We start from the raw sequence: 20,149 nt of genomic DNA on the forward strand, positions 1-20,149 counted from the left end.
AGTGCTGTCTCGTGGTCGCGGGGCTCCGTCAGGCGGAGGCCGCGAGCATCGCTGCGGTGTCCCTGGTGCCGGTGACCCACAGGCCGTGGTCGTGGTTGCCCAGGTGCAGCATCTCGTGGATCACGTCGAGCGCCCGGCCGCTGGTCCGCCACAGCGGGCGGCGCGGCGAGAGCACGTCGTGCTCGTCGGCGGAGACCCGGGCGGCTTCCGCGTCGTCCTCGGCGAAGAGCTGCAGGACGTCGATCGTGCCTCGCCGGTGCACCCGGAGGCCGAGCACGGCGACCAGCTCGCCCGCGTCGTCGCGCGGGTGGGCGAACTGGAAGCCCGTGGCCACGAGTGCCTGCAGACCGTTCGTAATCTCTCTCATCAGCGCCACCGGTTTCTTTCGAGGGCGGGCCGCCGGCCGTGCGCGCCGGGCCCGGCACGAGCTCAGACGATCAGGTCGTCGAATTCGCCGTCCTTCGCTCCGCTGAGGAACGCGGCCATCTCGTCGCGGCTGTAGACCAGAGCCGGACCGTCGGGGTAGCGCGAATTGCGGACTGCGATCCCGCCGTCGATCAGCGGGGCCACTTCGACGCAGTTGCCCACCGATCCGCTGTACCGGCTCTTGCGCCACGAGAGGCCCGGAAGGTGCTGCGCGGGCATCCCGTTGTGGATCTTCGTCATGCTCGGCGTTCCGCCCTTTCCCCCGACGTGTTGCTGCACGGCCATCTGCACGTGCAGATGATCGTGCGGTCACCGTATCAGGCGATCTTGCACGCGTGAATGCACGTGCATCTGCCCAGGATGTTGATCACTCAGCCGGTCGATCAGGGAAAACGCAGCGTGATCGACCCACGACCCAGCGCAGAGGAACCCGGGAGAGCGGCACCCCGACGGCCGTCCACCACGAGCACCAGCACCCGCACCGGCCGCGCCGTCACCGGCCCACGTCACCCGTCGGTGTGCTGAGTGAGGGGCACCTTCATCCGGCTATGGTCCGGATGAAGGTGCCCCTCACTCGGAAAAGGGACCACTCGAACGTGTGGGACCAGCGCGCGTCACCCGGTCCGGCCCCCGGCGCGTCACCCGGAAGGGAATTGAGTGAGGGGCACCCTTGCCCAAGTAACTTGGGCAAGGGTGCCCCTCACCTGGATCGCCTGGGTCGGCGTGTCGTCCGGGTCAGAGTTCGCGGAGGGCGGCGCTGAGCGAGCGGCGGGTGGCCTCCGGGGTCAGGGCGTCCACCGCGAGGCGGTGGCTGACCTTGCTGTAGACCTCGACGTCCTCCTGCTTGTCGAGGTACAGGGCGCCGCAGAGGTGTTCCAGGTAGACGATGTCCGGGATCTCCGGCTCGGCGAAGCGCAGGACGGTGAACGCGCCCTCGGCGGCCGAGCGGCCGAGCTCGAACGGCACGATCTGCAACGAGATCGTCGGCAGCGCGGTCACCTGGAGCAGGTGCTCGATCTGCGCCCGCAGCACGGCGCGACCGCCGATCGGCCGGTGCAGCACGGCTTCGTCGATCACCGCCCACAGCCGGGGCGCCCGCGGCTGGGTGAGCAGCCGCTGCCGGTGCAGCCGCAGCCCGACGCGGCGGTCCACCTCGGCGTCCGGTGCTTCGGGGCGGCCCTGCGAGGCGACGGCGCGGGCGTAGGTCTCGGTCTGGAGCAGTCCGGGCACGAACTGGATCTCGTAGGTCTGGATGCGCGAGGCCGACTCCTCCAGGCCCACGTAGTCCTGGAACCAGCTCGGCATCAGGTCGTTGTAGCTGTTCCACCAGCCGGGCTCGTTGGAGCGGCGGACCAGGTCGAGGAACGGTTCGCGCTCGGACTCCTCGGTCACGCCGTAGAGGCTCAGCAGGTCGGCGACGTCGCGTTCCTTGAACCCGACCCGGCCCAGTTCCAGGCGGCTGATCTTCGACCCGGAGCCGCGGATCGAGTAGCCCGCCTCGTCCCGGCTGATCCCGCTGGCTTCGCGCAGTCGCCGGAGCTGGGCGCCGAGCACCAGCCGACGAGCGGTGGGGCCGCTGCCTGCGGCACCATCCGTGGCCACGTCGAGACCTCCTGGGCTTTGTTCGGCGTGCTGTCGGGCGACAGCGGTCGGTCAACGTCGGGGGATCTTAGTAGAACGCGAATCCGCGTCCACCACGTCCGCGCGACCACGCGTCCGACCACGGCTTCTACGCCTCGATTTCACCCGTTCGTGAGGCGCTGACCGGCGCGTTCGCCCCCTCGCCGAGCGCGACCGCCGGGCCGAGCGGTGCGGACGGGAGCGGCGTGTCGCCGGTGCCGTGCACGAGGTCGCGCACGCCGAACCAGACGAGGGCGATCGCCACCGCGGTGGCGGCGAGCCAGGCGGCCAGGTAGCCGAGGACGCGTGTCACGGATGGGTGATCCTGACCTAGTGCGGTGCTCCGGCGCAAGTCCCGATCGGTCCGGCGCATCGGTCGGGGTGAAGTCGCCGCGCCGCCCGGCGGTGTGCTCCGGTTCACCCGCCGCAGGAAGGTGAAAATCGTTCAAGGAGCCCTGTAGCGTCGGTCCACATGGCTGTGGTTCTGGTAGTCGAGGACGATCCGGTCGTGCGGGCGGCGATGATCCGCGACCTGAGCGCCCGCGATTGGGTCGTGCGCAGCGTGGGCACCGCCCTCGAATCGCTGCGCGAGGTCGCCGAGCACCCGCCGGACGCGATCATCCTCGACCTCGGCCTGCCCGACCTCGACGGCGGCGAGACGCTGAAGATGATCCGGGGCATCTCCAACGCGCCGACGATCGTGGCCACCGCCCGCGACGACGAGTCCGAGATCGTCCGGCTGCTGCGCGCCGGGGCCGACGACTACGTCGTCAAGCCGTTCTCCAGCGAGCACCTGCACGCCCGGATCGAGGCCGTGCTGCGCCGCTACCGGGGCGCCCAGCCGTCGAAGGTCGTCGAGGTCGGCGGGCTGCGCATCGACCTGGACAGCCGGGTGTCCACGTTGGACGGGGTCGAGCTGGAGCTGACCCGCCGCGAGTTCGACCTGCTCGCCTACCTCGCCGCGCGGCCGGGCAAGGTGGTGCCGCGCCGCGAGCTGCTCGCCCAGGTGTGGCGGCAGTCCTACGGCGACGACCAGACCATCGACGTCCACCTGTCGTGGGTCCGCCGCAAGCTCGGCGAGACCGCCGCCGCACCCCGCTACCTGCACACCGTGCGCGGGGTCGGCGTGAAGCTGGTGGCGCCGTGACGCGGGCCCGCCGATGAGGCGTGCGCTGGTCCTGGTGGCGCTCGCGATCACCTCGGCGGTGGCGCTGGCGTTCCTGGTGCCCTTCGGCGCGGTCCTCCGCGAGCTGGCGCGCGACCAGGCGTTCCAGGACGCCGAGCGGCAGGCGGTGGCGCTCGCCCCGGTGCTGGCCACCGGCGGCGACCACCAGCGCGTCCAGCGCGCCATCGGCGGGACCGAGGCCGGTCGCGCGGGCCGGCTCGCGGTGTACCTGCCCGACGGCGGGGTGGTCGGCCCGGCGCGCGCCGGAGCGGGGGACGTGCACCTGGCGACCGCCGAGGTGCGCACCGCGGTGCTCCCGCTCGACGGCGGATCGGCGCTGCTGCGCCCGATCCCGCTGGCCGGTGGGCGCACCGCGCTGGCCGAGGTCTTCGTGCCCGCCGAGGCGCTGCACCGGGGCCTGCTGCGCTCCTGGGCGGTGCTGGCGGCGGTGGGGCTGCTGCTGGTCGGCGGCTCGGTGCTGGTGGTCGACCGGCTCGCCGCGCGGGTGGTGCGCTCGGCGACCCGGCTGGCCGACGCCTCGGCCGCGCTGGGCGGCGGGGACCTCACCGTCCGCGTCGATCCCAGCGGACCCCGCGAGCTGGTCGAGGCCGGGCGGGCGTTCAACGCGATGGCCGACCGGGTGCGCCAGCTCCTCGCCTCCGAACGGGAGCTCTCCGCCGACCTGTCGCACCGGCTGCGCACCCCGCTCACCGCCCTGCGGCTCAACGCCGAAGCGCTCGGTGACGACCCGGCGGCCGAGCAGACCCGGCAGGCGGTGGACCGGCTGGAACGCGAGATCGACCTGGTGATCGCCAGCGCGCGGCGCACCGGCCCGTCCGAGGACGTCGACACCGACGTGGCCGAGCTGCTGCGCGAGCGCGTGGAGTTCTGGTCGGCCCTGGCCGACGACCAGCTCCGGCCGTGGAACCTGCGCGGTGCCGACGAGCCGCTGCCCGTGCCGGTGTCGCGCGCGGAGCTGGCGGCGGCGATCGACTCGGTGATCGGCAACGTCTTCCGGCACACCCCGGAGGAGACCGAGTTCGTGGTGTCGGTGCAGCGCAACGACGGGGTGGTCGGCGTGGTCGTGGAGGACGCCGGGCCCGGGGTGGCCGAGCTGTCGCAGGCGGTGCGGCGGGGCAGCAGCAGCGCCGGATCGACCGGGCTCGGGCTGGACATCGCCCGCCGGGTCGCCGAAGCGACCGGCGGCCGCCTGTCGGTGGACCGCTCCAGCCTCGGCGGCGCGCGGGTCTGCCTGTGGCTGTGGCAGCGCCCGGCCGCACCGAACCGGGCCCGCCGCCGCCACCGCAGGCGCCGCCGCTGAGCTAGCCGAAGCCGACGACCTCGCCCCGGGGACCGAGTTCGGCGACGGCCGCGTAGGCGATCTCCCATCGGTTGCCCTCCGGGTCGGCGAAGTACGCCGACCGCCCGCCCCACGGGCGTTCCTGCGGCTCGGCCACCGCGCGGGCGCCCGCGTCGAGCGCGGACGCGTACGCCTCGTCCACCGCCGCCCGGCTGTCGACGTTGATCGCCAGGGTCACGCCCCGCCACGCCCCGGCGGTCTCGCCCGGTGCGGCCTCCGCGGCCAGCGACTGCTCCGGGTAGAGGGCGAGCACGGCGCCGCCGAGCAGGAAGCCCGCCCACCGGTCGCCGCTGCCGGGCACCTCCGGCCAGCCCAGCCGTCCGTAGAACGCGCGGAGTTCGCCGACGCTGCCCGCCGCCAGCGTCACCACCGAGAGCCGAGCCGGGACCATGCCCGGAGACTACTGGTCCCCGCCGCTGAGCCGGGCGTCACGCCGCGCGCCGCCGGTGCCGGATCGCCCGGCCGGTCGTCGTTACCCTCGGCGGCGTGCTGACTGTGTCGACCGCGAACGTCAACGGCCTGCGCGCCGCCGCCAAGAAGGGCTTCGTCGAATGGCTGGCCGCCACCGGCGCCGACGTCGTCTGCCTGCAGGAGACGCGCGCCGAGGCCGACCAGCTCACCGCGGCGGTGCGCGAACCCGAGGGCTGGTACCCGGTGCTCGCGCCGAGCAACGCCAAGGGCCGGGCCGGGGTGGCGCTCTACACCCGCGCCGAGCCGGAGGCGGTGCGGATCGGGTTCGGCTCGGCGGAGTTCGACGAATCGGGCCGCTACGCCGAGATCGACCTGCCGGGGTTGGTGGTCGGCAGCCTCTACCTGCCCAGCGGTGAGGTCGGCACCGCCCGCCAGGACGAGAAGGAACGCTTCATGAAGGAGTTCCTCGCCTACCTGGTGGACCGCCGCGAGCGCGCCGCGGCCGACGGCCGGGAGGTGCTCGTCTGCGGCGACTGGAACATCGCGCACCGCGAGGCCGACCTGAAGAACTGGAAGGCCAACCGCAAGGAAGCCGGGTTCCTGCCCGAGGAGCGCGCCTGGCTCGACGAGGTCTTCGCCGCCGGTTACACCGACGTCGTCCGCGCCCTGCACCCCGACGTCCAGGGCCCGTACTCCTGGTGGAGCTACCGGGGCAAGGCCTTCGACAACGACAGCGGCTGGCGCATCGATTACCACATGGCCACCGGGGGGCTCGCCGCGCGGGCCACCGAGGCGCGGGTGGAGAAGGCCCCCAGCTACGACCAGCGCTGGTCGGACCACGCCCCGGTGACGGTCGTCTTCGACGAGGGCTGAGCAGGTCCGGACGTTTCGGGCGCGGTCGCCCCTGTCCTCGCCGCGCCGGACGTGGAAGTCTTCCGGCCGTGAAGAACTCGATGAGGGCGCTCGGCACGCTCGTGGTCGGTGCTGCGTTGGCGGCCTGCACGGTCCAGGGATCGGCGCCGCAGCGCCCGCCGGCCCCGACCGTGCCGCTGGCCGGACACGACCTGTGCGGTGACCACGTCGGGGTCTTCTTCGACACCGACGAGGAGATGCACCGCCGGGCGGCGGCCGTGGCCGCCGACGACCGGGTGCGCCAGGTCTACACCGAGACCAAGGAGCAGGCGTACGTGCAGTTCAAGGAGATGTTCGCCGACGACCCGCACCTGGTGGAGCTGGCCAGTCCGGAAGCCCTGCCCGCCGGTCTGCAGGTGCTGCCGCTGGCGGGTGCGGACGTGCGCGCGTTGGCCGATGACCTCCGGCAGGAGCACCCGGGGGCGCGGATCGAGGTGTTCGTCCGGCCTCCCTTCGTGCCGGGCCAGCCGCCGTGCCCGCCGAACGGGCTGTGGCCGACCCGGTGACCGGCCGGATCGGATCGCACGATCAGGTCGGGAGGTGGGGGTGGTGCACGAGCTGATCGAGGCGAACAGGCACGAGATCGAAGAACTGTGCCGCACGCTCCCGGTGCGGCGGCTCGATCTGTTCGGCTCCGGTGCGGACGACTCGTTCGACGCCACGACCAGCGACGTCGACGTGCTCGTCGAGTTCGACGTCGGACCCGGGTTCGACCACTTCGGCACCTACTTCGACCTGAAGGAGGGGCTCGAAGGCATCCTCGGCCGCCCGGTCGACCTGGTCAGCGCGGACAGCGTCCGCAACCCCTACCTCCAGCAGCGGATCCTGGACACCAGGGAACTCCTCTACGCAGCGTGACACCCGGGCGGTACGCGACCGTCGACGCGCTCTGGTCCGGCAGGTGCTCACCGAGGGGCTGCCGTCCACGGTCGTTCGGTGGGGCGGATGGACGGGCGGGTGGTGGCTCGGCAGGATCGTCGGGGTGGGCGACGATGCTGAGGGCTCCGCCGGGGCGATGCGCGGGCTGGACTCGCGCTTGGGGACCGCCGAGAACTTCCGGCGGTTCGGGGAGGCGGCGCGCGGGCGGTCGCCCGCGTACGGCCGCCTGGCCGAGGCGGTCGCCGCGGACACCGGGGTGCTGGACTTCCTGGACGGGTTGCCGGTGGCCAAGCGGCAGCCGAACCTCCTGTTCGCCGCGGCCCGCTACCTGCTCGGGACGCCGCCGGGGATCGACGCCGTGCGCCGCCTGGTGCGCGAGCGCGCCGACGAGCTGGCGGCGGTGCTGCGGGCGAGGCGGACCCAGACCAACGAGCCCGCCCGGTGCGCCACGCTGCTGCCCGCGCTGGCCGGGTTGCCCGAGCCGCTGGCGCTGCTGGAGGTCGGCGCCTCGGCCGGGCTGACGTTGCTGCCCGACCACTACTCCTACGACTACGCCGGGCATGCGCTGGCGGGTGATCCGGGGGCGCCGACGCTGGCGTGCCGCCCGCACGGGCCGGTTCCGCTGCCGGACCGGCTGCCGACCGTGGCGTGGCGCAGGGGGCTCGACGTGAACCCGCTCGACCCGGCCGACGCCGACGACGCCCGGTGGCTGGAATGCCTGGTGTGGCCGGGGGAAGGCGACCGCGAGGCGCGGTTGCGGGCGGCGCTGGACCTCGCCCGCCGCCACCCGGTGCCGGTCCACCGCGGGGACCTGGTGGACGACCTGGCCCGCGTCGCCGCCGACGCGCCGTCCGGGGCCACGCTGGTGGTCTACCACTCGGCGGTGCTCGCCTACGTCGACGCCGGGACCCGCCGCGCCTTCGCCGCCGCGGTGCGCGACCTGGGCGCGGTGTGGCTGTCCAACGAAGCGCCCGGGGTGCTGCCGGGCACCGAGGCGACCGGGCGCCACGAGGACCCGTTCCTCCTGGTCCGCGACGGGCGCGAGGTCCTCGCCGCCACGGATCCGCACGGCACGTGGATCGACTGGTCGGCGCGCTAGCGGGGGCGCAGCACGACCGTGACCGTCCGGTTCCGCGCTCGGCCCTCCGGGGTCGCGGTGGGGAACGGGCGGTCGGCGGTGCCGGAGCTGAGCAGCGCGAACACCGACAGCGGCAGGCCGCCGGCTTCGGACATCCGCTCGGCGGCGGTGCGCGCGCGGGCCAGGCCGAGTTCCGCGTCGGTCGGGGAGCGGGACGTCTGCACGTCCGCGGTGTGCCCCACCACGGTGATCGACGTGTCACCGGTGAGGGGGCCGAGCCGGCGGGCGAGGTCGCCCAGCGCCGCGGACCCGGTGCGCGACAACGACGTCCCGCTGCGGAACACGCCGGTCGGGAACGTGACCACCACCGCGTCCGCGTCCACCCGGGCGAGGAACGCGGGATCGCCCGCGAGCACCGCGCCGAGGGCGTCGAGCGCCCGCTGCCGGTCGAGCCGTTCGCCGCGGGAGCCGAGGCGTTCGGCCTGGTCGCGCTGGCCGTCGCGGACCTGGGCGAGCGCGGCGAGCACGGTCGGGTCCGGGCCGGGCGGCTGCTCGACCAGCACGCCGACGGCCACGCCGGTGCCGGTGAACAGGACCGCGGCCAGCGCCGCCAGGGCGACCCGACCGCCGCGCGGGCGCATCCGGCGGGCCACCAGCGCCGCGATCCGCTGCCGACCGGCGCGGGCCGGGGCGAAGTCGGCGTCCAGCCGCAGCGCCAGCGCCCAGCATTCGTCGGCGTCGAAGAGCTCACCGCGCTGCGCGTGGATCCGCGCGAGCAGGTCGAGCACCGCCGGGTCGGTGCTGCCGCGACCACCCAGCTCCCGCAGCAGCTGCTCGGCCTCGGCGTAGTCGCCGTCGCCCGCCAGCCCGGTGGCGCGGGTGAGGGTGGTCGGTGCCCCGCTCACCGGTCGCCCGCCCGGACCGTGCTGCCGAGCCCGCCCGCGGCGTCGGCGCCCTCCACCGCGCGCGGCGCGGCCTGCTCCAACTGGGCGTTGACGCTGGTGAGCAGGGCGTCGTCGCCGCGGTCCAGGCCGCGCCTGCCCTGCTGGAGCAACTCCTGGACGCGCGGGTCGGGGTGGTCGGCGAGGGTGCTCTCCCGCACCGCGAAGATCACCGCGGCCAGCTGACCGCTGTCCTGGAGCACCTCCCGGAAGATGTCGCGGAGCACGTCGATCCGGCGTTGCAGCACCGTGCGGTCGCCGGCGGCGATGGCCGACTCCACGGCCCGCGCGGCGTCGTGGAACGCGCTCCGGTGCCGCGCGGTGCCCGACTGGGCGACGAGCCCGCGCAGGTCCGCCACCATCGCCCGCCCTTGGTCGACCAGTGCCGGGAACTCCAGCGCCGCCTCGATGTCGTCCAGCGCCGTCTGCGCGTCCCGCAGCCGGTTCTCGCAGGTCGACGCGGCGTCCGCGTCGACGCTGGCCGCGTCGGCGAGCCGCCGGACGTCGGCCACGACGTCCTCGTCGCGGAACCGGTCGGCCAGCTCGCCCGCCTCGCCCGGGTCCACGCCGCGCGAGCGCAGCTCGTCGAGGCGGTCGGCCAGCTCCTGGAACCGGCCGGTCAGGTCGTCGGCGGCGCCGCGGAAGTCGGCGCCCGACCCGGTCCGGCCGAGCTCCACCTGGATCGGGAACTCCTCGTCGAGCAGCGGCACGTAGGCGTCGGCGCGCGGGCTGAAGCTGGTGTCGATCCGCAGCGCGACCTCGACCTCGCTGCCCGCGGGCACGTCGCGGTCGACCTGGGTCGGCACCAGGTCGAGTTGGCCGATCAGGGTGTTGCGGTCGGCCTTCGGCCGTTCACCCTCCACGATGGGCACCCGGACCAGGCCGGTCCGCTCGTGGCGCCGCACCGCCACGGTCGAGTGCAGGACGGCCCGCGCCTTGGCCGGGAGCTCGGCGCCCTTGCGCACCAGCCACAGCACCTCGTTGTTGTCCAGGGCGACGCCGAGGGAATGGCTGAGCGTCGGCGCGGTGCCCATCTTCGCCGCGTGCCGGTAGGAGATCCGTTCCGGCTCGGTCGTGACCAGGGTGCCCCGGGCGTCCCGCAGTGCGAGGTCGTAGGTGTTGACCGCGTGCTCGTCGGCGCGCAACCGGGTGGTGAACGTGCCGTCCGGGTTGAGCGGGACCTGCCCGCTGCGCCAGGGCGGTTTGCCGTCCGGGTGGACGAACTCGACGGTGGCGCCGGTCCAGTCCCGGGGCTGGGCGGTGCGCGGCGGCAGGCCGCCCACCAGCGGTTCGACGTCCGAGCCCGCCGCCGGGTACCGCAGGTCCAGCACCACCCGCCCTTCGCTCAGCGCCTGCTCGGCGCGCTGCGGCCGGGCGGGCAGCCGCTGGATGCCCGCGAAGATCGCCGCTCCCTTGGCGACCACCGCGACGGGGTCGAGGCCGTGGTCCAGCGGGATGCCGAGGCCCTCCTCCGGGTCGGCGAGCAGGTCGCGCAGGGCCGGTGCGATCGTGGCGCCCCCGACGAGCAGGACGCGATCGATGTCGCCGGTGTGCAGGCCGGCCTCGGTGATCGCCCGGCGGCACAGGTCGATCGACCTCCGGTAGTGCGCCAGCGCGTACCGCTCGACGTCCGCCCTCGTCAGCTCGTGCTCGAAGTCGAACGCGGGGGTGCCGTCGGCGTCGTTGAGCAGCAGGTTGATCGGCGCGCTCGTGGTGTGCGACAGCGCGATCTTCGCCTTCTCCGCCGCCGTCTTGAGCTTCGCCAGGTTGCCCGCCGATCTGCGGTGGCCGCGGGCCAGGTCCGGCAGCGGGAACTGGTCGCGCACCGCCGGGATCAGCACGCCCTCCACCAGGCCCCAGTCGATCAGCTTGCCGCCGAGGAAGTTGTCGCCGGCGTGGTTGATGGTGCTGAACTCGCCATCGGCGACCTTCACGATCGCGGCGTCGAAGGTGCCGCCGCCGAAGTCGTACACGAGCCAGAAACCGCGGTCGGTCGCGAGGTGCGCGCTGTAGGCCCACGCCGCCGCGCTCGGCTCCTGGATCAGCGGCGCGAGGCCGAGGCCGGCGAGTTCGGCGGCCTTGCGGGTGGCGTCGCACTGGTCGAGCTCGAAGGCCGCGGGCACGGTGATCACCGCGGCGCCGATGTTCTGGCCCCTCTCCCGCTGCACGTCACCGCGCAGCGACTTGAGCACCTCGGCGGACATCTCCACCGGTGTCATCCGCCGACCGGAGTCCTTGAACTCCCGAAGCGCGTCGCGGTCCCCCATCTGGAGCTTGAACTCCGCGTGCGCGTTGTCGGGCTTCTCCTCCAGCAGGCCTTTCGCGGGCTCGCCGACGTGCACCGCGCCGGAGCGGGTGATGTGGACCGCGGATGGCGTGGTCGCCGACCCGTACACGGTCGGGATCACGGTCGCGTCGTCGGCGGTGGCCGCCGCGATGATGCTGGTGGTGGTGCCGAGATCGATGCCGAAGTCAATGGTTTCCGGTGCCATCGCCCTGTCCTTCCTCCGGTACTCCGATGATCACGTGGCCGAACTGGATGCACCGCTCGCCGCGGTAGATCGTCGGCCGTTCGGTTTCCACCACGGTTTCCCGCTCCAGGTGCGGCCGTGGCTCGTAGGCGAGGGCTTTCAACGACATCCCGGGGTCCCACGAGATCCCGTCGTGGCCCTGCACGTGGACCCCGGCCTCGCCCAGCCGGTCCGAGATCGCGGTGAGGTCCCGGACCGCCATGCGCTGCGCCCTGGACTCCTCGTCGCCGCTGAACCTCTTGAGTACCCGCCACATCCGGGTGGCGACCTCGGCGACCGTCCGGTCGTCCAGGTCCGCCGGAGCGGGCTCCGGCTCGCCCACCGCCGCCGTCGGCTGCTCCTGCGGCGGGTGGATGCGGAATTCGGGCGGGAAGCGCCGCTGCCTGCGACGGGGGCCGGTCACGTGTCGACCCGCGCGGCGGCCCACGCGGTGAGCCGGTACCGGCGCAGCCCGAGGACGGCGGCACCACCGGCCACGACCGCGAGGAAGACCAGCAGCCGCGGCGCGCTCGGGAACGGCTGCACGAGGGCGAGGGCGAGCAGCAGGGCCGCCACCAGCCGCCACCACCTCGCCGCCCGGCTCAACGGCACCTTCCCGTAGAGGTAGTCCGCGTCCCGCAGGTAGGCCGCCATCGGGAAGACCGGGATGAACAGCGCCGTGAGGTAGTGCGTCGTGACGTACGTGCCGGGCTCGGTCGTCGCCCTCGCCCCGTACAGGTAGGCGCCCCAGCCGAAGACCGACCCCTGGAAGGGCATCCCGTTCGGCGGCGTGCGCAACGCCTGATCGGCGAGCACCGCGTCGATCCGCCGCCGCAGCGCCTCGTCGTCGGTGCGCCCGCGCCACGCGCGGAGCCGGTCGGCCGCCGCGTCCACCTTCCCGGCCGCGCAGAGCTCGTCGACCTCGCCCAGGATCTCCTTCCCGCCGAGCACCGCGGTGTTCTGGTCGATCAGCTCGATCGCGGTGCGTTCGCGGGCCAGCTCCCGCGCCGAGCGCAGCAGGTCCAACGCCGGGTCGCACGCGCCGGAGTCGTTGTGGTGGGCCACCGCGCACAGGTTCACCGACCTGGCCACCTCATCGTGGGCGGCGGTGGTGACCGGGTGGTCCGCGCTGAGCAGCCCGGCGATGGTCCGCAGCGGCGCCGCGGTCCGCTCCAGCAGCGCGTGGCCCGCCTCGGCCGCGTCGCGCGGCGCGGTCTCCGCGATGCGGTCGGCGGTCTCGCAGGCGGCGCGCACCCGTTCCTCCGCGGGGCGCACCGCGTCCCGCAGCGCCGCGTCGACGAGGTCGTCGTCGAACGACGAGTCGTCGAGCACCCGGAGGTGCCGGTCCGCGGCGTCGCCGCCGAGCTCTTCGGCCGCCGCCGCCGCGAGCGCCAGGTGCACGTCCACGAGGTGCCTCGGCAGCCGGTCGCGCAGGCGCCGGACGGTGCCCGTGGTCAGCCGGGGGTCGTCGATCTCCCGCACCCGCTGCCGCGCCCGGTCCCAGATCCGCTCACCGGAGAGCACCTGCGCCCACGCCTCGACGGCCGCGAGCCACCGCTGCCCGAGCGGGTCGCCGGGCACCTCCGGACCGGTGAGCGGCTCGCCCTCCAGCACGGCGCAGTGCCGGCGCACGGCGGAGTCGTGGTCGTCCTCCGCACCCCACGGCCACAGCAGCTCGTGCACCAGCCGCAGCACGGGGCTGCGCAGCGACTCGAACGCGGCATCGACCGCGTCCCAGTCGGGCGCCGGTGCGAGCGGGAGCTCGTCGGACGCGGCGGGCGGGGTGCCGAGCTGCGCCAGCAGCGCGGCCTCCTCCCGGCGGCGCCGGATCTGCGTCGGGGACGCGGTGACCGGCAGCGCGGTCAACCGGAACACGTTGTTGCGGTACAGCCGGGTCCCGCCGAGGCCCCGGAGGACCTCGTCGAGCTCGTCGTCCTGCACCGCGCCCTCCGGCGTCCCGGTCCTCATCGCGGTGCGGGGGTGAGGACGACGACCGTCGTACCGTCGTCGAGCGATTCCAGCTTCACCTGGACCGTGGTGTGGCCCCGGGACCCGAAGGACCCGCCGCCACCCGGGCCCAGCCTGGACAAGATCGCGACGCCGCCCGCCGGGGAGGTGACGTCGTAGGCCAAAAAGTCCGGCGTGACGGACCGGACGGACATCTCCGGGTAGTGGAAGCGGGCCGGGTCGAGCGGAATGGTGATCGGGCCGGTCACCGCCAAGGTGCAGTCGGCGTCGAAGCACTCGGCGACGTCCGTGCTCGGCGGCTCCGGCGTAGGCGGCGGCGCGGGGGCTTCGGGCGCGGCCGGAGCGGTCGGCGGCGACTCGACGGGTCGCGGGGCGCCTGCCTCGGGCTGGGCGCATCCGGTCAGCGCCCAGGTGACGGCGCAGGCGCCGAGAACGGCGGTTCGGGACGGCATGTCTTCCCCTTCGGCTCGTGGTGGTCAGCGGATCGGCGCGATCACTCGTCCACCGCGTCCCGGTGGTAGAGGTGGGCGAACACGAACAGCCCCGCGAGCAGGGGAGTCAGGCCCACCATCGACCCCCGGTACAGCGCGTACGCGCCGATCGCCATCGCGAACACCTGGGTGACGGCGGTGGGCACCGCGGCCGTCGCGGAGCCGCGCGCGGTCAGCAGCGCGCAGGCGCCGGACGCGACCCCGACCGCGACCACCACCACGGGGGCGAGGTAGTCCACCGCCCCGTAGCCCTGGTCCGCCGCGTCGGCCAGCATCAGGGCGAGCCACAGCCCGCCCAGCCCGATTCCGAGCACCGCTTGGAGCCCGAGGAAGCAGACCGCGTTGATGACGCGTCGGCGGCCCGCTCCCCGCTCGTCAGTCGTGGTCCTCATCCGAACCCTCCGTTCCTCGTGTGCGTGCGGTCCACCGGCCCGCCTCCACCCCCAGTCGCGGAGGCGGGCACCGGTGGCCGGACCGAGTTTCCGGACGCGGGGTTCAGCGCAGGTCAAAGCCGGTTCATCAGCGGTACATCCGAAGAATCGGGTATTCGGTACACGCACGGTGATCGCCCGCTTACACTGCTCTTGCCCGTCCGGAGCCGTGCGGAGGAGCGGACATGTCCGAACCCGAGACCAGGCACGTCAGGTACTTCGTGCTCGGTCCGCTCCAGGTGCGCGATGCCGACGACGCGGTGGTCGCGGTCAACGCGGAGAAGCCCCGCCTGCTGCTCACCGAGCTGTTGGCGCGCCGCAACCGCTGGGTCGACACCGACGTCCTGGTCGACGCCCTCTGGAACGGGCGCACCCCGCCCGCTTCGGCGCGCGGCAACCTGAAGACCTACGTGCACCAACTGCGGCAACTGGTGGCCAGGGACGGCGCGGAGTCGCCGATCTCCAGCCGGCGCGGCAGCTACCAGCTCGCGGTCGACCGGGGCGAGCTCGACTGCGACGTCTTCGAGGACCTGATCGAGCGGGGCCGGGAGGCGCTGGGCGGAGGTGACGGCGCCGCCGCCGAACAGGCGCTGCGCGCGGCGCTGGAACTGTGGCGCGGCGATCCGGGCCGGGTCGCCGCGAGCCAGGGGACCGCCGCCGAAGCGACGCGGCTCCGCGAACTGCGCTGGGTGGCCCGGGACGCCCTCGCCGACGCCCTCATCGCCGACGGTCGCCCCGAGGAGGCGGTGGCCACGCTGCGGGCGCTCAGCGTCGAGGAGCCGCTGCGCGAGGCGACGTGGGCGCGGTTGGTCACGGCGCTGCGGGACGCCGGGCGACCCGCCGACGCGCTGGCCGCGTACCAGAAGATCCGCGACGACCTCGTCGCCGAGTTCGGGGCCGAACCCGGGAGCAGGCTTCGCGGGCTGCACGCGGAACTGCTCGCCGAGACCGAGGGCGACCCCGAGCCGCCGCCCCGGCGCTTCGACGATCCCGCCGAGGGCCTGGCGGTGTCCGCGCCGGTCCCGGCGCGGGTCTCGGCCGGTCCGGCGCGGTGGTTCCGGAGCCGGTCGCTCGCCGTCCGCGCCGCGGCCGTCGTCAGCGCGCTGGCCCTGGTCGTCGTCGGCACCGTCCTCGTCAACCGCACGACGGTGCCGGCTCCTCCCACCGAGGTGGCCGCGCACCTGCGGCTCGACGCGATCGCCCCGAAACGCCCGGTCCCGGGAATTCCGGCGGGGACCAGCGAGCACCCGAAGCTGTTGTTCGGGTTGGGCGACGAGGCGACCGAGGCGGCCCGGCAACCGCTGGTCCACCAGGCTCCCGTCGGCATGCTGACCACCTGGTACGACGGGCCGGACGAGCTGGCCCAGTACGAGAGCTGGGGTCCGCAGGTGATCCCCGGGCACTACGCCGCGGGCACGGCGCTGCACCTCATCCTGATCCCCACCTACGACGACCCGGAACCGGTCGACACGAAGTACGGGCCGGGCTGCGGCAAGGCCTATCCGCTGTCGCCGGAATTCCTGGACCACGTGCGCGTGCTGGCGAAGGCGTTCGCGGGCGAGGCCGACGGCCCGCCGCTCTACGTGTCGGTGTTCAACGGCATGCTGAAGGTCGTCTGCACCGAGGAGGGCTACCACGCCGATCCGCTGACCACGAACTACTACCGGGCGCTCAAGGACCGCTACCTCGAAATCCGGCAGGTCTTCCACCGGCACGCGCCCAACGCCAGGGTGGCGCTGAACTGGGACGGCTGGCAGGCGGAGAAGGACGATCCGCAGCTCGGTTCGGGCCGGTCCCTGATGGACCTCTTCTCCGACGCGCTCGCCGTCTCGGACTTCCAGAGCTTCAACGCCTTCCAGGACGAGGACAACGCCGCCGACGTCGAGCGGATGGTCGCCGAACTGGGCAAGTACGGGCCGGTCATGGTGTCGAACTTCGGCCCGTACAAGGACCCCGCGGGGACCCGCCTGCGCAGCGACCTGACCAAGGTCTTCGCGCCGGAGCAGATCGCGGACCTGGCGTCACGAGGACTGTTCGCCTGGAGCTTCTGGACCCACGACTACGTGGACGTCACCCCGGAGTCCTACGCCCTGGTCAAGGACGTCGTGACCCGCTACGGACGACGCTGACCGGCAGTGGTTCCCAGGTGAGGGGCACCCTTGTCCAAGTAACTTGGGCAAGGGTGCCCCTCACTCACTGCACCAATGGGTGACCAGAGGTGGGTGGGTGATCAGAGGTAGGGCTGGGTGATCAGAGGTAGGGCTGGGTGATCATCTCGAAGAAGTGGCCCGCCGGGTCGCGGAAGTAGACGCCGCGCCCGCCGTGGCCGTGGTTGATCTCGCCGGGGTGCCGCATCTGCGGGTCGGCCCAGTGCTCGACGCCCCGGTCCACGAGCCGTGCGTAGGCGCGGTCGAAGCGCTCGTCGTCGACCAGGAACGCGTAGTGCTGGGGCTGGATCTCCTCAAGGGGAGGCGCGGCGAACTGGATCAGCACGCCCTCGTCGAGCTGGACGTTGGTGAACGGACCCCAGGAGGGCGCTTCGGCTGCCTCGAAGAGCTCGCGGAAGAAGCGCGCGGATTCCGCGCCGTCCTTCGCGATGATGATGGTGTGGTTGAACGTGATCGGCATCGGTCTCCTCGCCGTGCGCGCGGGCGTTCGAGCCCGCGACAGGGATGTCTAGGGGCTCGTGGTGCGGAGTTCCGCGCGTCTCAGGAGGGCGGCGAGATCACCCCCTCTCGTCAGGAGGGGGCGGGGCGGGTCCAGCGCCCGCCGGGAGCTCAGCGCTCCACCGGATCGCCAATCCGTGCGTGGCTGCGCGCCGGTCCGGTGTTCACGCGCTCGAACCTAGCGGCCGACCCGGACGGGCACAACGGGTTTTCCGGGCCTGCCGGAGGGAGGGAGCGCAGGGCGTGGGTGGCGAGGGTGCGGTCTGCTGTCAGCCTTGTTCCCGGGTGCGGCGCGAGTGTTCGCGCAACTGCTGCTTCGCGTCTTCCAGCCTGAAGCGCGACTGACCGCCGGGCGTGTACAGCTCGGGCACCAGGATTCCCGCCGCCACGTACCTCGCGATCGACCGACGGCTCACGCCGAGCTCGTCCGCGAGCTGGCTGCTGGTCAACAACTTCGGCGCCATACCACGAACGTGGCACGGATGGCGCGAGTTGGCTCCGTTTGTGTCCCAGTGTGGGATAGTTGTCCCAGTTGGCTCAGTTCTGGGAGGTGCTGATGCGGGCAGGGCACTACTGGTTGCCGGTAGCGGTGGGCGAGGGCGGTGTGCGGCATGCGTTCCGGGGTCGGCGGTGGGAGGGTGAGTTGGCGGCGGAGGCGGTGTGCGGTGAGCCGTTGGCGTTGGCGAAGCCGTCGGAGATGGACTGGATCACCTTCCGGTCCTGCCACGGCTGCCGCTGCGCGCTGCTCATCGAAGCGGGGATGCGGCCCGAGGAGGTGTACGCCGGTCGGCCGCCGACGGCCTAACGGCGTGCGTTCACGGCCGGAGTCGCAGCTTGTCCAGCGCCCGCTTGTTCGTCTTGGCGCTGCCGTGGTGGACGGAGTGCTGGATGCCGTTGTAGACGAGATCCCAAAGCTGTTGGTTGGCCTGAACCTTCGCTGCGTCGACGGACATTTCGGTGCCCTTCTTGTCCGTCAGTTCGATCGTCCAGGAAAGTCCACCGCTGGCGCCTTCCACCGTGACCTCGGTGAGTTCGTAGAGGTCCACGTGCCCCTTCTTGACGGCGAGCCAGTCGGCCCCGGCCGAGATCCCGTACTGGCGCCCCATCAGCGCCCACATCGGGATGGGGATGACGACGAAGATCCAGAGCCACCACGTGCGCATCCAGTCGAAACCCCAGTCCATCAGGCACACCAGCGCGAAGATGATGATGGACGCGAATACGCCACCGAGCAGGTAGCCCGAAGGCGTGCCTTGATACCACTCCAGGACCGGACCGCGTCCCTCGGGAGCAGCAGGGTAACGGGCCTTCTTCGCGCTGTTGCGCTCCAGCTCGCCCCACACGCTGAACACCGGGGCCTTCGGCGGCCGCGGTTCGCCGGTCTGAGGATTCGGGCGGGTGGTCACGTGGTCCTCGCTGTCATCGCGTCATCTTCGGGTTGATCTCGCTGAGCCGTTCTCCGACGTGGACGATGCCATCCCAGAACTCGTCCACGGCGAATCCGACTCCGAGGCCGACCAAGCCACCGGCGACCGCCCCTGCTGGACCGCCGATAGCTGCCCCGACCACGGCGCCTGCGACGAGACTGGACCCGCCGCTGGCGACGGCTTGGGTCGGGTCCTTGCCCTGGTTGATGTCGTATCCGATGCCGACCCCGGTCGCCGCGAGCCCCAGACCCGGAATGATCTTCCCGAACTTGGTCGCGCCCTGTAGCCACGGGTTCGCCGTCTTCACCGATTGCGGGATCAGCTTGCCGTCGAGGGTCTGGATTGCGAACTTCACCTTCGGCGGGAACCGGTCGATGACCCGGGCCGTGCGGGTGGCGGTGGCCGCGTCCGCGTAGTCCTTCGCCCGCAGGTCGCTCCCGATCTCGATCATCGCGGCCTTGGTGCGGTTCGCGATGCTCAGGTTCTGGCTGGTCGTCAGCTTCGCGGCCCGTTCGGACTTGAGCATCTCGGCTTCGGCGAACTCCTTGAACTTGCTGGTCCGGACAGCCGTCGCGCCGAGCACGCCGCCGGTGACGTCGGTGAGCGTGAGGGACAGCTTCACCGGGTCCAGAACACCGGCGAGGAACCGGACGAGGACGTGCTGCGATTCGGACTCGTGCTTGCGGGCGGCGTTGACGATCTGGCTCGCCTGCGCGTACGCGGTCGCCTTCCGCTGGAAGGCGTCCTGCGCGGCGGTCGCGGCGGCGTGCTCCCGCTGCTGCTCGGGAGTCGCCGGGCGGTCCTTCGGCAGCGCGGCGGGTTCGGCCGGAGCCGGTCCCGGCTCCTGGATCTTGAACCCGTCGATCTTCAGGCCGCCTTGCAGCGCGACGTCCCGGGCCTGCTGCATCCTGCTCCGGACGGTTCGGAGATCGTCGGCGTGCGTCTGCAAGGCCCCGCAGAGGTCCTGCAACGCCCGCACCTCGGTGTCGATCATCCGGCCGGTGAAGCTGAGGACCGACCGGAATCCCTCGCCCGCTGCGTGCTGCCAGCCCGCCTCCGACTCGCCGCGCGCGCCGAAGACTTGGGAAGCGGCCTGCTCGGCTCCCGCTTCCTGCCGCTTCGCCCAATCGCACACGGCGGTGAGGCTGTCGGGGTCGCCTTTGACCTCGGTGTCCAACGGCATGGTGACCCCCTCAGCCCGGTTGTTCGGCGTCCAGCTCGGCGGCGCGGAGCGCGGTCGCCTGCTCGTAGTCGGTCTCGACGTACAGGGCGCGGCTCTCGGCGGTCGCGTCGGCCACCGACGCGATCCCCGTCGAGATGTTGCCGAGGCCATCGGTCAACAACGCGAGCGCGCTCGTCACAGCACCCGTGACCACTCCGGCCTCGACGTCCGGTGGCGGTGCCGCGCCTGATTCGAGGTCGTCGCTCGCGTTGCGCAGCTTGCTCGCCAGGGCTTCGAGCACGCCGGGATCGGCGTGGACGCCGGTCACCGACGGGCCTCCTGGTACCGCGTGCGCCGGTCCTCGACCGGCAGCGCCGCATCCCAGAGCACGACATCAGCACCGCTGCGGGCCTTGATGTCGTCGACGTGCCCGCCCGGAACCGCGACCCACGGTTGGCCGTCCCCGCAGCCCTGGACGAGCTGTTCGAGCGACGTGAACACCAGCAGCGCCCGGTTCCCGTCGTCGGCGTCGCGCAACTCCAGCTCCACGTCCGCGTCCGTGCTCGCCCGGTTCGTCGGCAGGTAGACCGTCGGCGGTAGCTCGTCCTCCGCCGCCTCCAGCGGTGCGTCGATCACCGACGGCGCCACGTTCTCGTGCGCGCGCATCACGTGGTCGTCCCCGTAAGCCATGGCTGATCTCGT

25 protein-coding genes are annotated in these 20,149 nt (G+C 72.9%); 8 read left to right on the forward strand and 17 right to left on the reverse strand.

Annotated elements, in window-relative coordinates; genetic code table 11:
* Positions 1–28: 28 nt before the first annotated feature.
* The 4 genes from ABD976_RS05685 to ABD976_RS05700 all read right to left on the reverse strand — a co-directional run bounded on the left by ABD976_RS05685 (position 29) and on the right by ABD976_RS05700 (position 2,359).
* A complete protein-coding gene (locus ABD976_RS05685) occupies positions 29–367 on the reverse strand; it encodes a hypothetical protein (protein WP_345358192.1) in 339 nt (112 codons plus the stop codon).
* A gap of 62 nt (positions 368–429) precedes the next feature.
* Positions 430–666 carry a DUF397 domain-containing protein gene (locus ABD976_RS05690; RefSeq protein ID WP_345358195.1) on the reverse strand — a complete coding sequence of 79 codons (237 nt, stop codon included), beginning with the start codon at positions 664–666 and terminating at the stop codon, positions 430–432.
* A 495-nt stretch (positions 667–1,161) separates the two neighbouring features.
* Positions 1,162–2,028: a helix-turn-helix domain-containing protein gene (locus ABD976_RS05695; protein WP_345358198.1), complete on the reverse strand. Its 867-nt coding sequence runs from the start codon at positions 2,026–2,028 to the stop codon at positions 1,162–1,164.
* 127 nt (positions 2,029–2,155) lie between these two features.
* Entirely contained in the window at positions 2,156–2,359 is a 204-nt protein-coding gene (locus ABD976_RS05700; RefSeq protein WP_345358201.1) for a hypothetical protein, read from the reverse strand.
* Between the two features lie 159 nt (positions 2,360–2,518).
* Between ABD976_RS05700 and ABD976_RS05705 the strand changes: the two genes are divergently transcribed.
* On the forward strand, positions 2,519–3,193 hold the full coding sequence (locus ABD976_RS05705; RefSeq protein WP_345358204.1) for a response regulator transcription factor: 675 nt from the start codon (positions 2,519–2,521) through the stop codon (positions 3,191–3,193).
* Positions 3,194–3,206: 13 nt separating this feature from the next.
* The gene (locus ABD976_RS05710) at positions 3,207–4,532 is read left to right on the forward strand and encodes a sensor histidine kinase (RefSeq protein ID WP_345358207.1); all 1,326 of its coding nucleotides are present in this window, start codon (positions 3,207–3,209) and stop codon (positions 4,530–4,532) included.
* A gap of 1 nt (position 4,533) precedes the next feature.
* On the opposite strand, the gene ABD976_RS05715 is transcribed toward ABD976_RS05710, so the two are convergent.
* A complete protein-coding gene (locus ABD976_RS05715; protein ID WP_345358210.1) occupies positions 4,534–4,962 on the reverse strand; it encodes a VOC family protein in 429 nt (142 codons plus the stop codon).
* A 95-nt stretch (positions 4,963–5,057) separates the two neighbouring features.
* On the opposite strand from ABD976_RS05715, the gene ABD976_RS05720 reads away from it, so the two are divergent.
* The 4 genes from ABD976_RS05720 to ABD976_RS05735 all read left to right on the forward strand — a co-directional run bounded on the left by ABD976_RS05720 (position 5,058) and on the right by ABD976_RS05735 (position 7,872).
* Positions 5,058–5,855 carry an exodeoxyribonuclease III gene (locus ABD976_RS05720; RefSeq protein WP_345358213.1) on the forward strand — a complete coding sequence of 266 codons (798 nt, stop codon included), beginning with the start codon at positions 5,058–5,060 and terminating at the stop codon, positions 5,853–5,855.
* A 68-nt stretch (positions 5,856–5,923) separates the two neighbouring features.
* On the forward strand, positions 5,924–6,400 hold the full coding sequence (locus ABD976_RS05725) for a permease-like cell division protein FtsX (RefSeq protein WP_345358216.1): 477 nt from the start codon (positions 5,924–5,926) through the stop codon (positions 6,398–6,400).
* Positions 6,401–6,443: 43 nt separating this feature from the next.
* The gene (locus ABD976_RS05730) at positions 6,444–6,752 is read left to right on the forward strand and encodes a nucleotidyltransferase family protein (protein ID WP_345358219.1); all 309 of its coding nucleotides are present in this window, start codon (positions 6,444–6,446) and stop codon (positions 6,750–6,752) included.
* A 124-nt stretch (positions 6,753–6,876) separates the two neighbouring features.
* Entirely contained in the window at positions 6,877–7,872 is a 996-nt protein-coding gene (locus ABD976_RS05735; protein WP_345358222.1) for a DUF2332 domain-containing protein, read from the forward strand.
* Here ABD976_RS05735 and ABD976_RS05740 read toward each other — a convergent pair.
* The 6 genes from ABD976_RS05740 to ABD976_RS05765 are packed head-to-tail and all read right to left on the reverse strand — an operon-like array spanning position 7,869 to position 14,153.
* Positions 7,869–8,756: an OmpA family protein gene (locus ABD976_RS05740; RefSeq protein WP_345358225.1), complete on the reverse strand. Its 888-nt coding sequence runs from the start codon at positions 8,754–8,756 to the stop codon at positions 7,869–7,871. The two genes, ABD976_RS05735 and ABD976_RS05740, sit on opposite strands and share 4 nt — an antisense overlap.
* Entirely contained in the window at positions 8,753–11,284 is a 2,532-nt protein-coding gene (locus ABD976_RS05745; protein WP_345358228.1) for an Hsp70 family protein, read from the reverse strand. Before ABD976_RS05745 ends, ABD976_RS05740 begins: the two co-directional genes overlap by 4 nt.
* Positions 11,265–11,726: a hypothetical protein gene (locus tag ABD976_RS05750; RefSeq protein ID WP_345358231.1), complete on the reverse strand. Its 462-nt coding sequence runs from the start codon at positions 11,724–11,726 to the stop codon at positions 11,265–11,267. The genes ABD976_RS05745 and ABD976_RS05750 overlap by 20 nt, the downstream gene beginning before the upstream one ends.
* Positions 11,723–13,270 carry a hypothetical protein gene (locus tag ABD976_RS05755; protein WP_345358234.1) on the reverse strand — a complete coding sequence of 516 codons (1,548 nt, stop codon included), beginning with the start codon at positions 13,268–13,270 and terminating at the stop codon, positions 11,723–11,725. The genes ABD976_RS05750 and ABD976_RS05755 overlap by 4 nt, the downstream gene beginning before the upstream one ends.
* Positions 13,267–13,722 (reverse strand): hypothetical protein, encoded by a 456-nt coding sequence (locus tag ABD976_RS05760; protein WP_345358237.1) that lies wholly within the window; start codon positions 13,720–13,722, stop codon positions 13,267–13,269. Before ABD976_RS05760 ends, ABD976_RS05755 begins: the two co-directional genes overlap by 4 nt.
* A gap of 41 nt (positions 13,723–13,763) precedes the next feature.
* Positions 13,764–14,153, reverse strand: coding sequence for a hypothetical protein (locus tag ABD976_RS05765; protein WP_345358240.1), 390 nt, complete (start codon positions 14,151–14,153; stop codon positions 13,764–13,766).
* 224 nt (positions 14,154–14,377) lie between these two features.
* Between ABD976_RS05765 and ABD976_RS05770 the strand changes: the two genes are divergently transcribed.
* Complete coding sequence (locus tag ABD976_RS05770; RefSeq protein WP_345358243.1) at positions 14,378–16,321, forward strand: AfsR/SARP family transcriptional regulator; 1,944 nt, start codon at positions 14,378–14,380, stop codon at positions 16,319–16,321.
* Between the two features lie 121 nt (positions 16,322–16,442).
* Here ABD976_RS05770 and ABD976_RS05775 read toward each other — a convergent pair whose 3' ends face one another.
* Together ABD976_RS05775 and ABD976_RS05780 are read right to left on the reverse strand one after the other, a co-directional pair.
* Positions 16,443–16,820, reverse strand: a complete 378-nt coding sequence (locus tag ABD976_RS05775; RefSeq protein WP_345358246.1) for a VOC family protein — start codon at positions 16,818–16,820, stop codon at positions 16,443–16,445.
* A 307-nt stretch (positions 16,821–17,127) separates the two neighbouring features.
* Positions 17,128–17,322: a helix-turn-helix domain-containing protein gene (locus ABD976_RS05780; protein ID WP_345358249.1), complete on the reverse strand. Its 195-nt coding sequence runs from the start codon at positions 17,320–17,322 to the stop codon at positions 17,128–17,130.
* A gap of 59 nt (positions 17,323–17,381) precedes the next feature.
* Here ABD976_RS05780 and ABD976_RS05785 point away from each other — a divergent pair, with 59 nt between their 5' ends.
* The gene (locus tag ABD976_RS05785) at positions 17,382–17,663 is read left to right on the forward strand and encodes a hypothetical protein (protein ID WP_345358252.1); all 282 of its coding nucleotides are present in this window, start codon (positions 17,382–17,384) and stop codon (positions 17,661–17,663) included.
* A gap of 10 nt (positions 17,664–17,673) precedes the next feature.
* Here ABD976_RS05785 and ABD976_RS05790 read toward each other — a convergent pair whose 3' ends face one another.
* From ABD976_RS05790 to ABD976_RS05805, 4 genes are read right to left on the reverse strand one after another with little or no spacing between them, the layout of a single operon-like run.
* Complete coding sequence (locus ABD976_RS05790) at positions 17,674–18,264, reverse strand: hypothetical protein (RefSeq protein ID WP_345358257.1); 591 nt, start codon at positions 18,262–18,264, stop codon at positions 17,674–17,676.
* Between the two features lie 13 nt (positions 18,265–18,277).
* A complete protein-coding gene (locus ABD976_RS05795) occupies positions 18,278–19,468 on the reverse strand; it encodes a hypothetical protein (protein ID WP_345358259.1) in 1,191 nt (396 codons plus the stop codon).
* Between the two features lie 10 nt (positions 19,469–19,478).
* On the reverse strand, positions 19,479–19,775 hold the full coding sequence (locus ABD976_RS05800; RefSeq protein WP_345358262.1) for a hypothetical protein: 297 nt from the start codon (positions 19,773–19,775) through the stop codon (positions 19,479–19,481).
* On the reverse strand, positions 19,772–20,137 hold the full coding sequence (locus ABD976_RS05805; protein WP_345358265.1) for an SAV_915 family protein: 366 nt from the start codon (positions 20,135–20,137) through the stop codon (positions 19,772–19,774). The genes ABD976_RS05800 and ABD976_RS05805 overlap by 4 nt, the downstream gene beginning before the upstream one ends.
* Positions 20,138–20,149: the final 12 nt, after the last annotated feature.

The sequence above is a fragment of the Saccharopolyspora cebuensis genome (assembly GCF_039542665.1).
In the GTDB taxonomy this organism is placed as follows: Bacteria; Actinomycetota; Actinomycetes; order Mycobacteriales; family Pseudonocardiaceae; genus Saccharopolyspora; species Saccharopolyspora cebuensis.

Coding starts and splice junctions, on each gene's coding strand:
- ABD976_RS05795 (WP_345358259.1), bottom strand. CDS start 19,468: ATGCCGTTGGACACCGAGGTCAAAGGCGACCCCGACAGCCTCACCGCC.
- ABD976_RS05715 (WP_345358210.1), bottom strand. CDS start 4,962: ATGGTCCCGGCTCGGCTCTCGGTGGTGACGCTGGCGGCGGGCAGCGTC.
- ABD976_RS05685 (WP_345358192.1), bottom strand. CDS start 367: ATGAGAGAGATTACGAACGGTCTGCAGGCACTCGTGGCCACGGGCTTC.
- ABD976_RS05710 (WP_345358207.1), top strand. CDS start 3,207: ATGAGGCGTGCGCTGGTCCTGGTGGCGCTCGCGATCACCTCGGCGGTG.
- ABD976_RS05760 (WP_345358237.1), bottom strand. CDS start 13,722: ATGCCGTCCCGAACCGCCGTTCTCGGCGCCTGCGCCGTCACCTGGGCG.
- ABD976_RS05805 (WP_345358265.1), bottom strand. CDS start 20,137: ATGGCTTACGGGGACGACCACGTGATGCGCGCGCACGAGAACGTGGCG.
- ABD976_RS05770 (WP_345358243.1), top strand. CDS start 14,378: ATGTCCGAACCCGAGACCAGGCACGTCAGGTACTTCGTGCTCGGTCCG.
- ABD976_RS05690 (WP_345358195.1), bottom strand. CDS start 666: ATGACGAAGATCCACAACGGGATGCCCGCGCAGCACCTTCCGGGCCTC.
- ABD976_RS05745 (WP_345358228.1), bottom strand. CDS start 11,284: ATGGCACCGGAAACCATTGACTTCGGCATCGATCTCGGCACCACCACC.
- ABD976_RS05775 (WP_345358246.1), bottom strand. CDS start 16,820: ATGCCGATCACGTTCAACCACACCATCATCATCGCGAAGGACGGCGCG.
- ABD976_RS05765 (WP_345358240.1), bottom strand. CDS start 14,153: ATGAGGACCACGACTGACGAGCGGGGAGCGGGCCGCCGACGCGTCATC.
- ABD976_RS05705 (WP_345358204.1), top strand. CDS start 2,519: ATGGCTGTGGTTCTGGTAGTCGAGGACGATCCGGTCGTGCGGGCGGCG.
- ABD976_RS05780 (WP_345358249.1), bottom strand. CDS start 17,322: ATGGCGCCGAAGTTGTTGACCAGCAGCCAGCTCGCGGACGAGCTCGGC.
- ABD976_RS05755 (WP_345358234.1), bottom strand. CDS start 13,270: ATGAGGACCGGGACGCCGGAGGGCGCGGTGCAGGACGACGAGCTCGAC.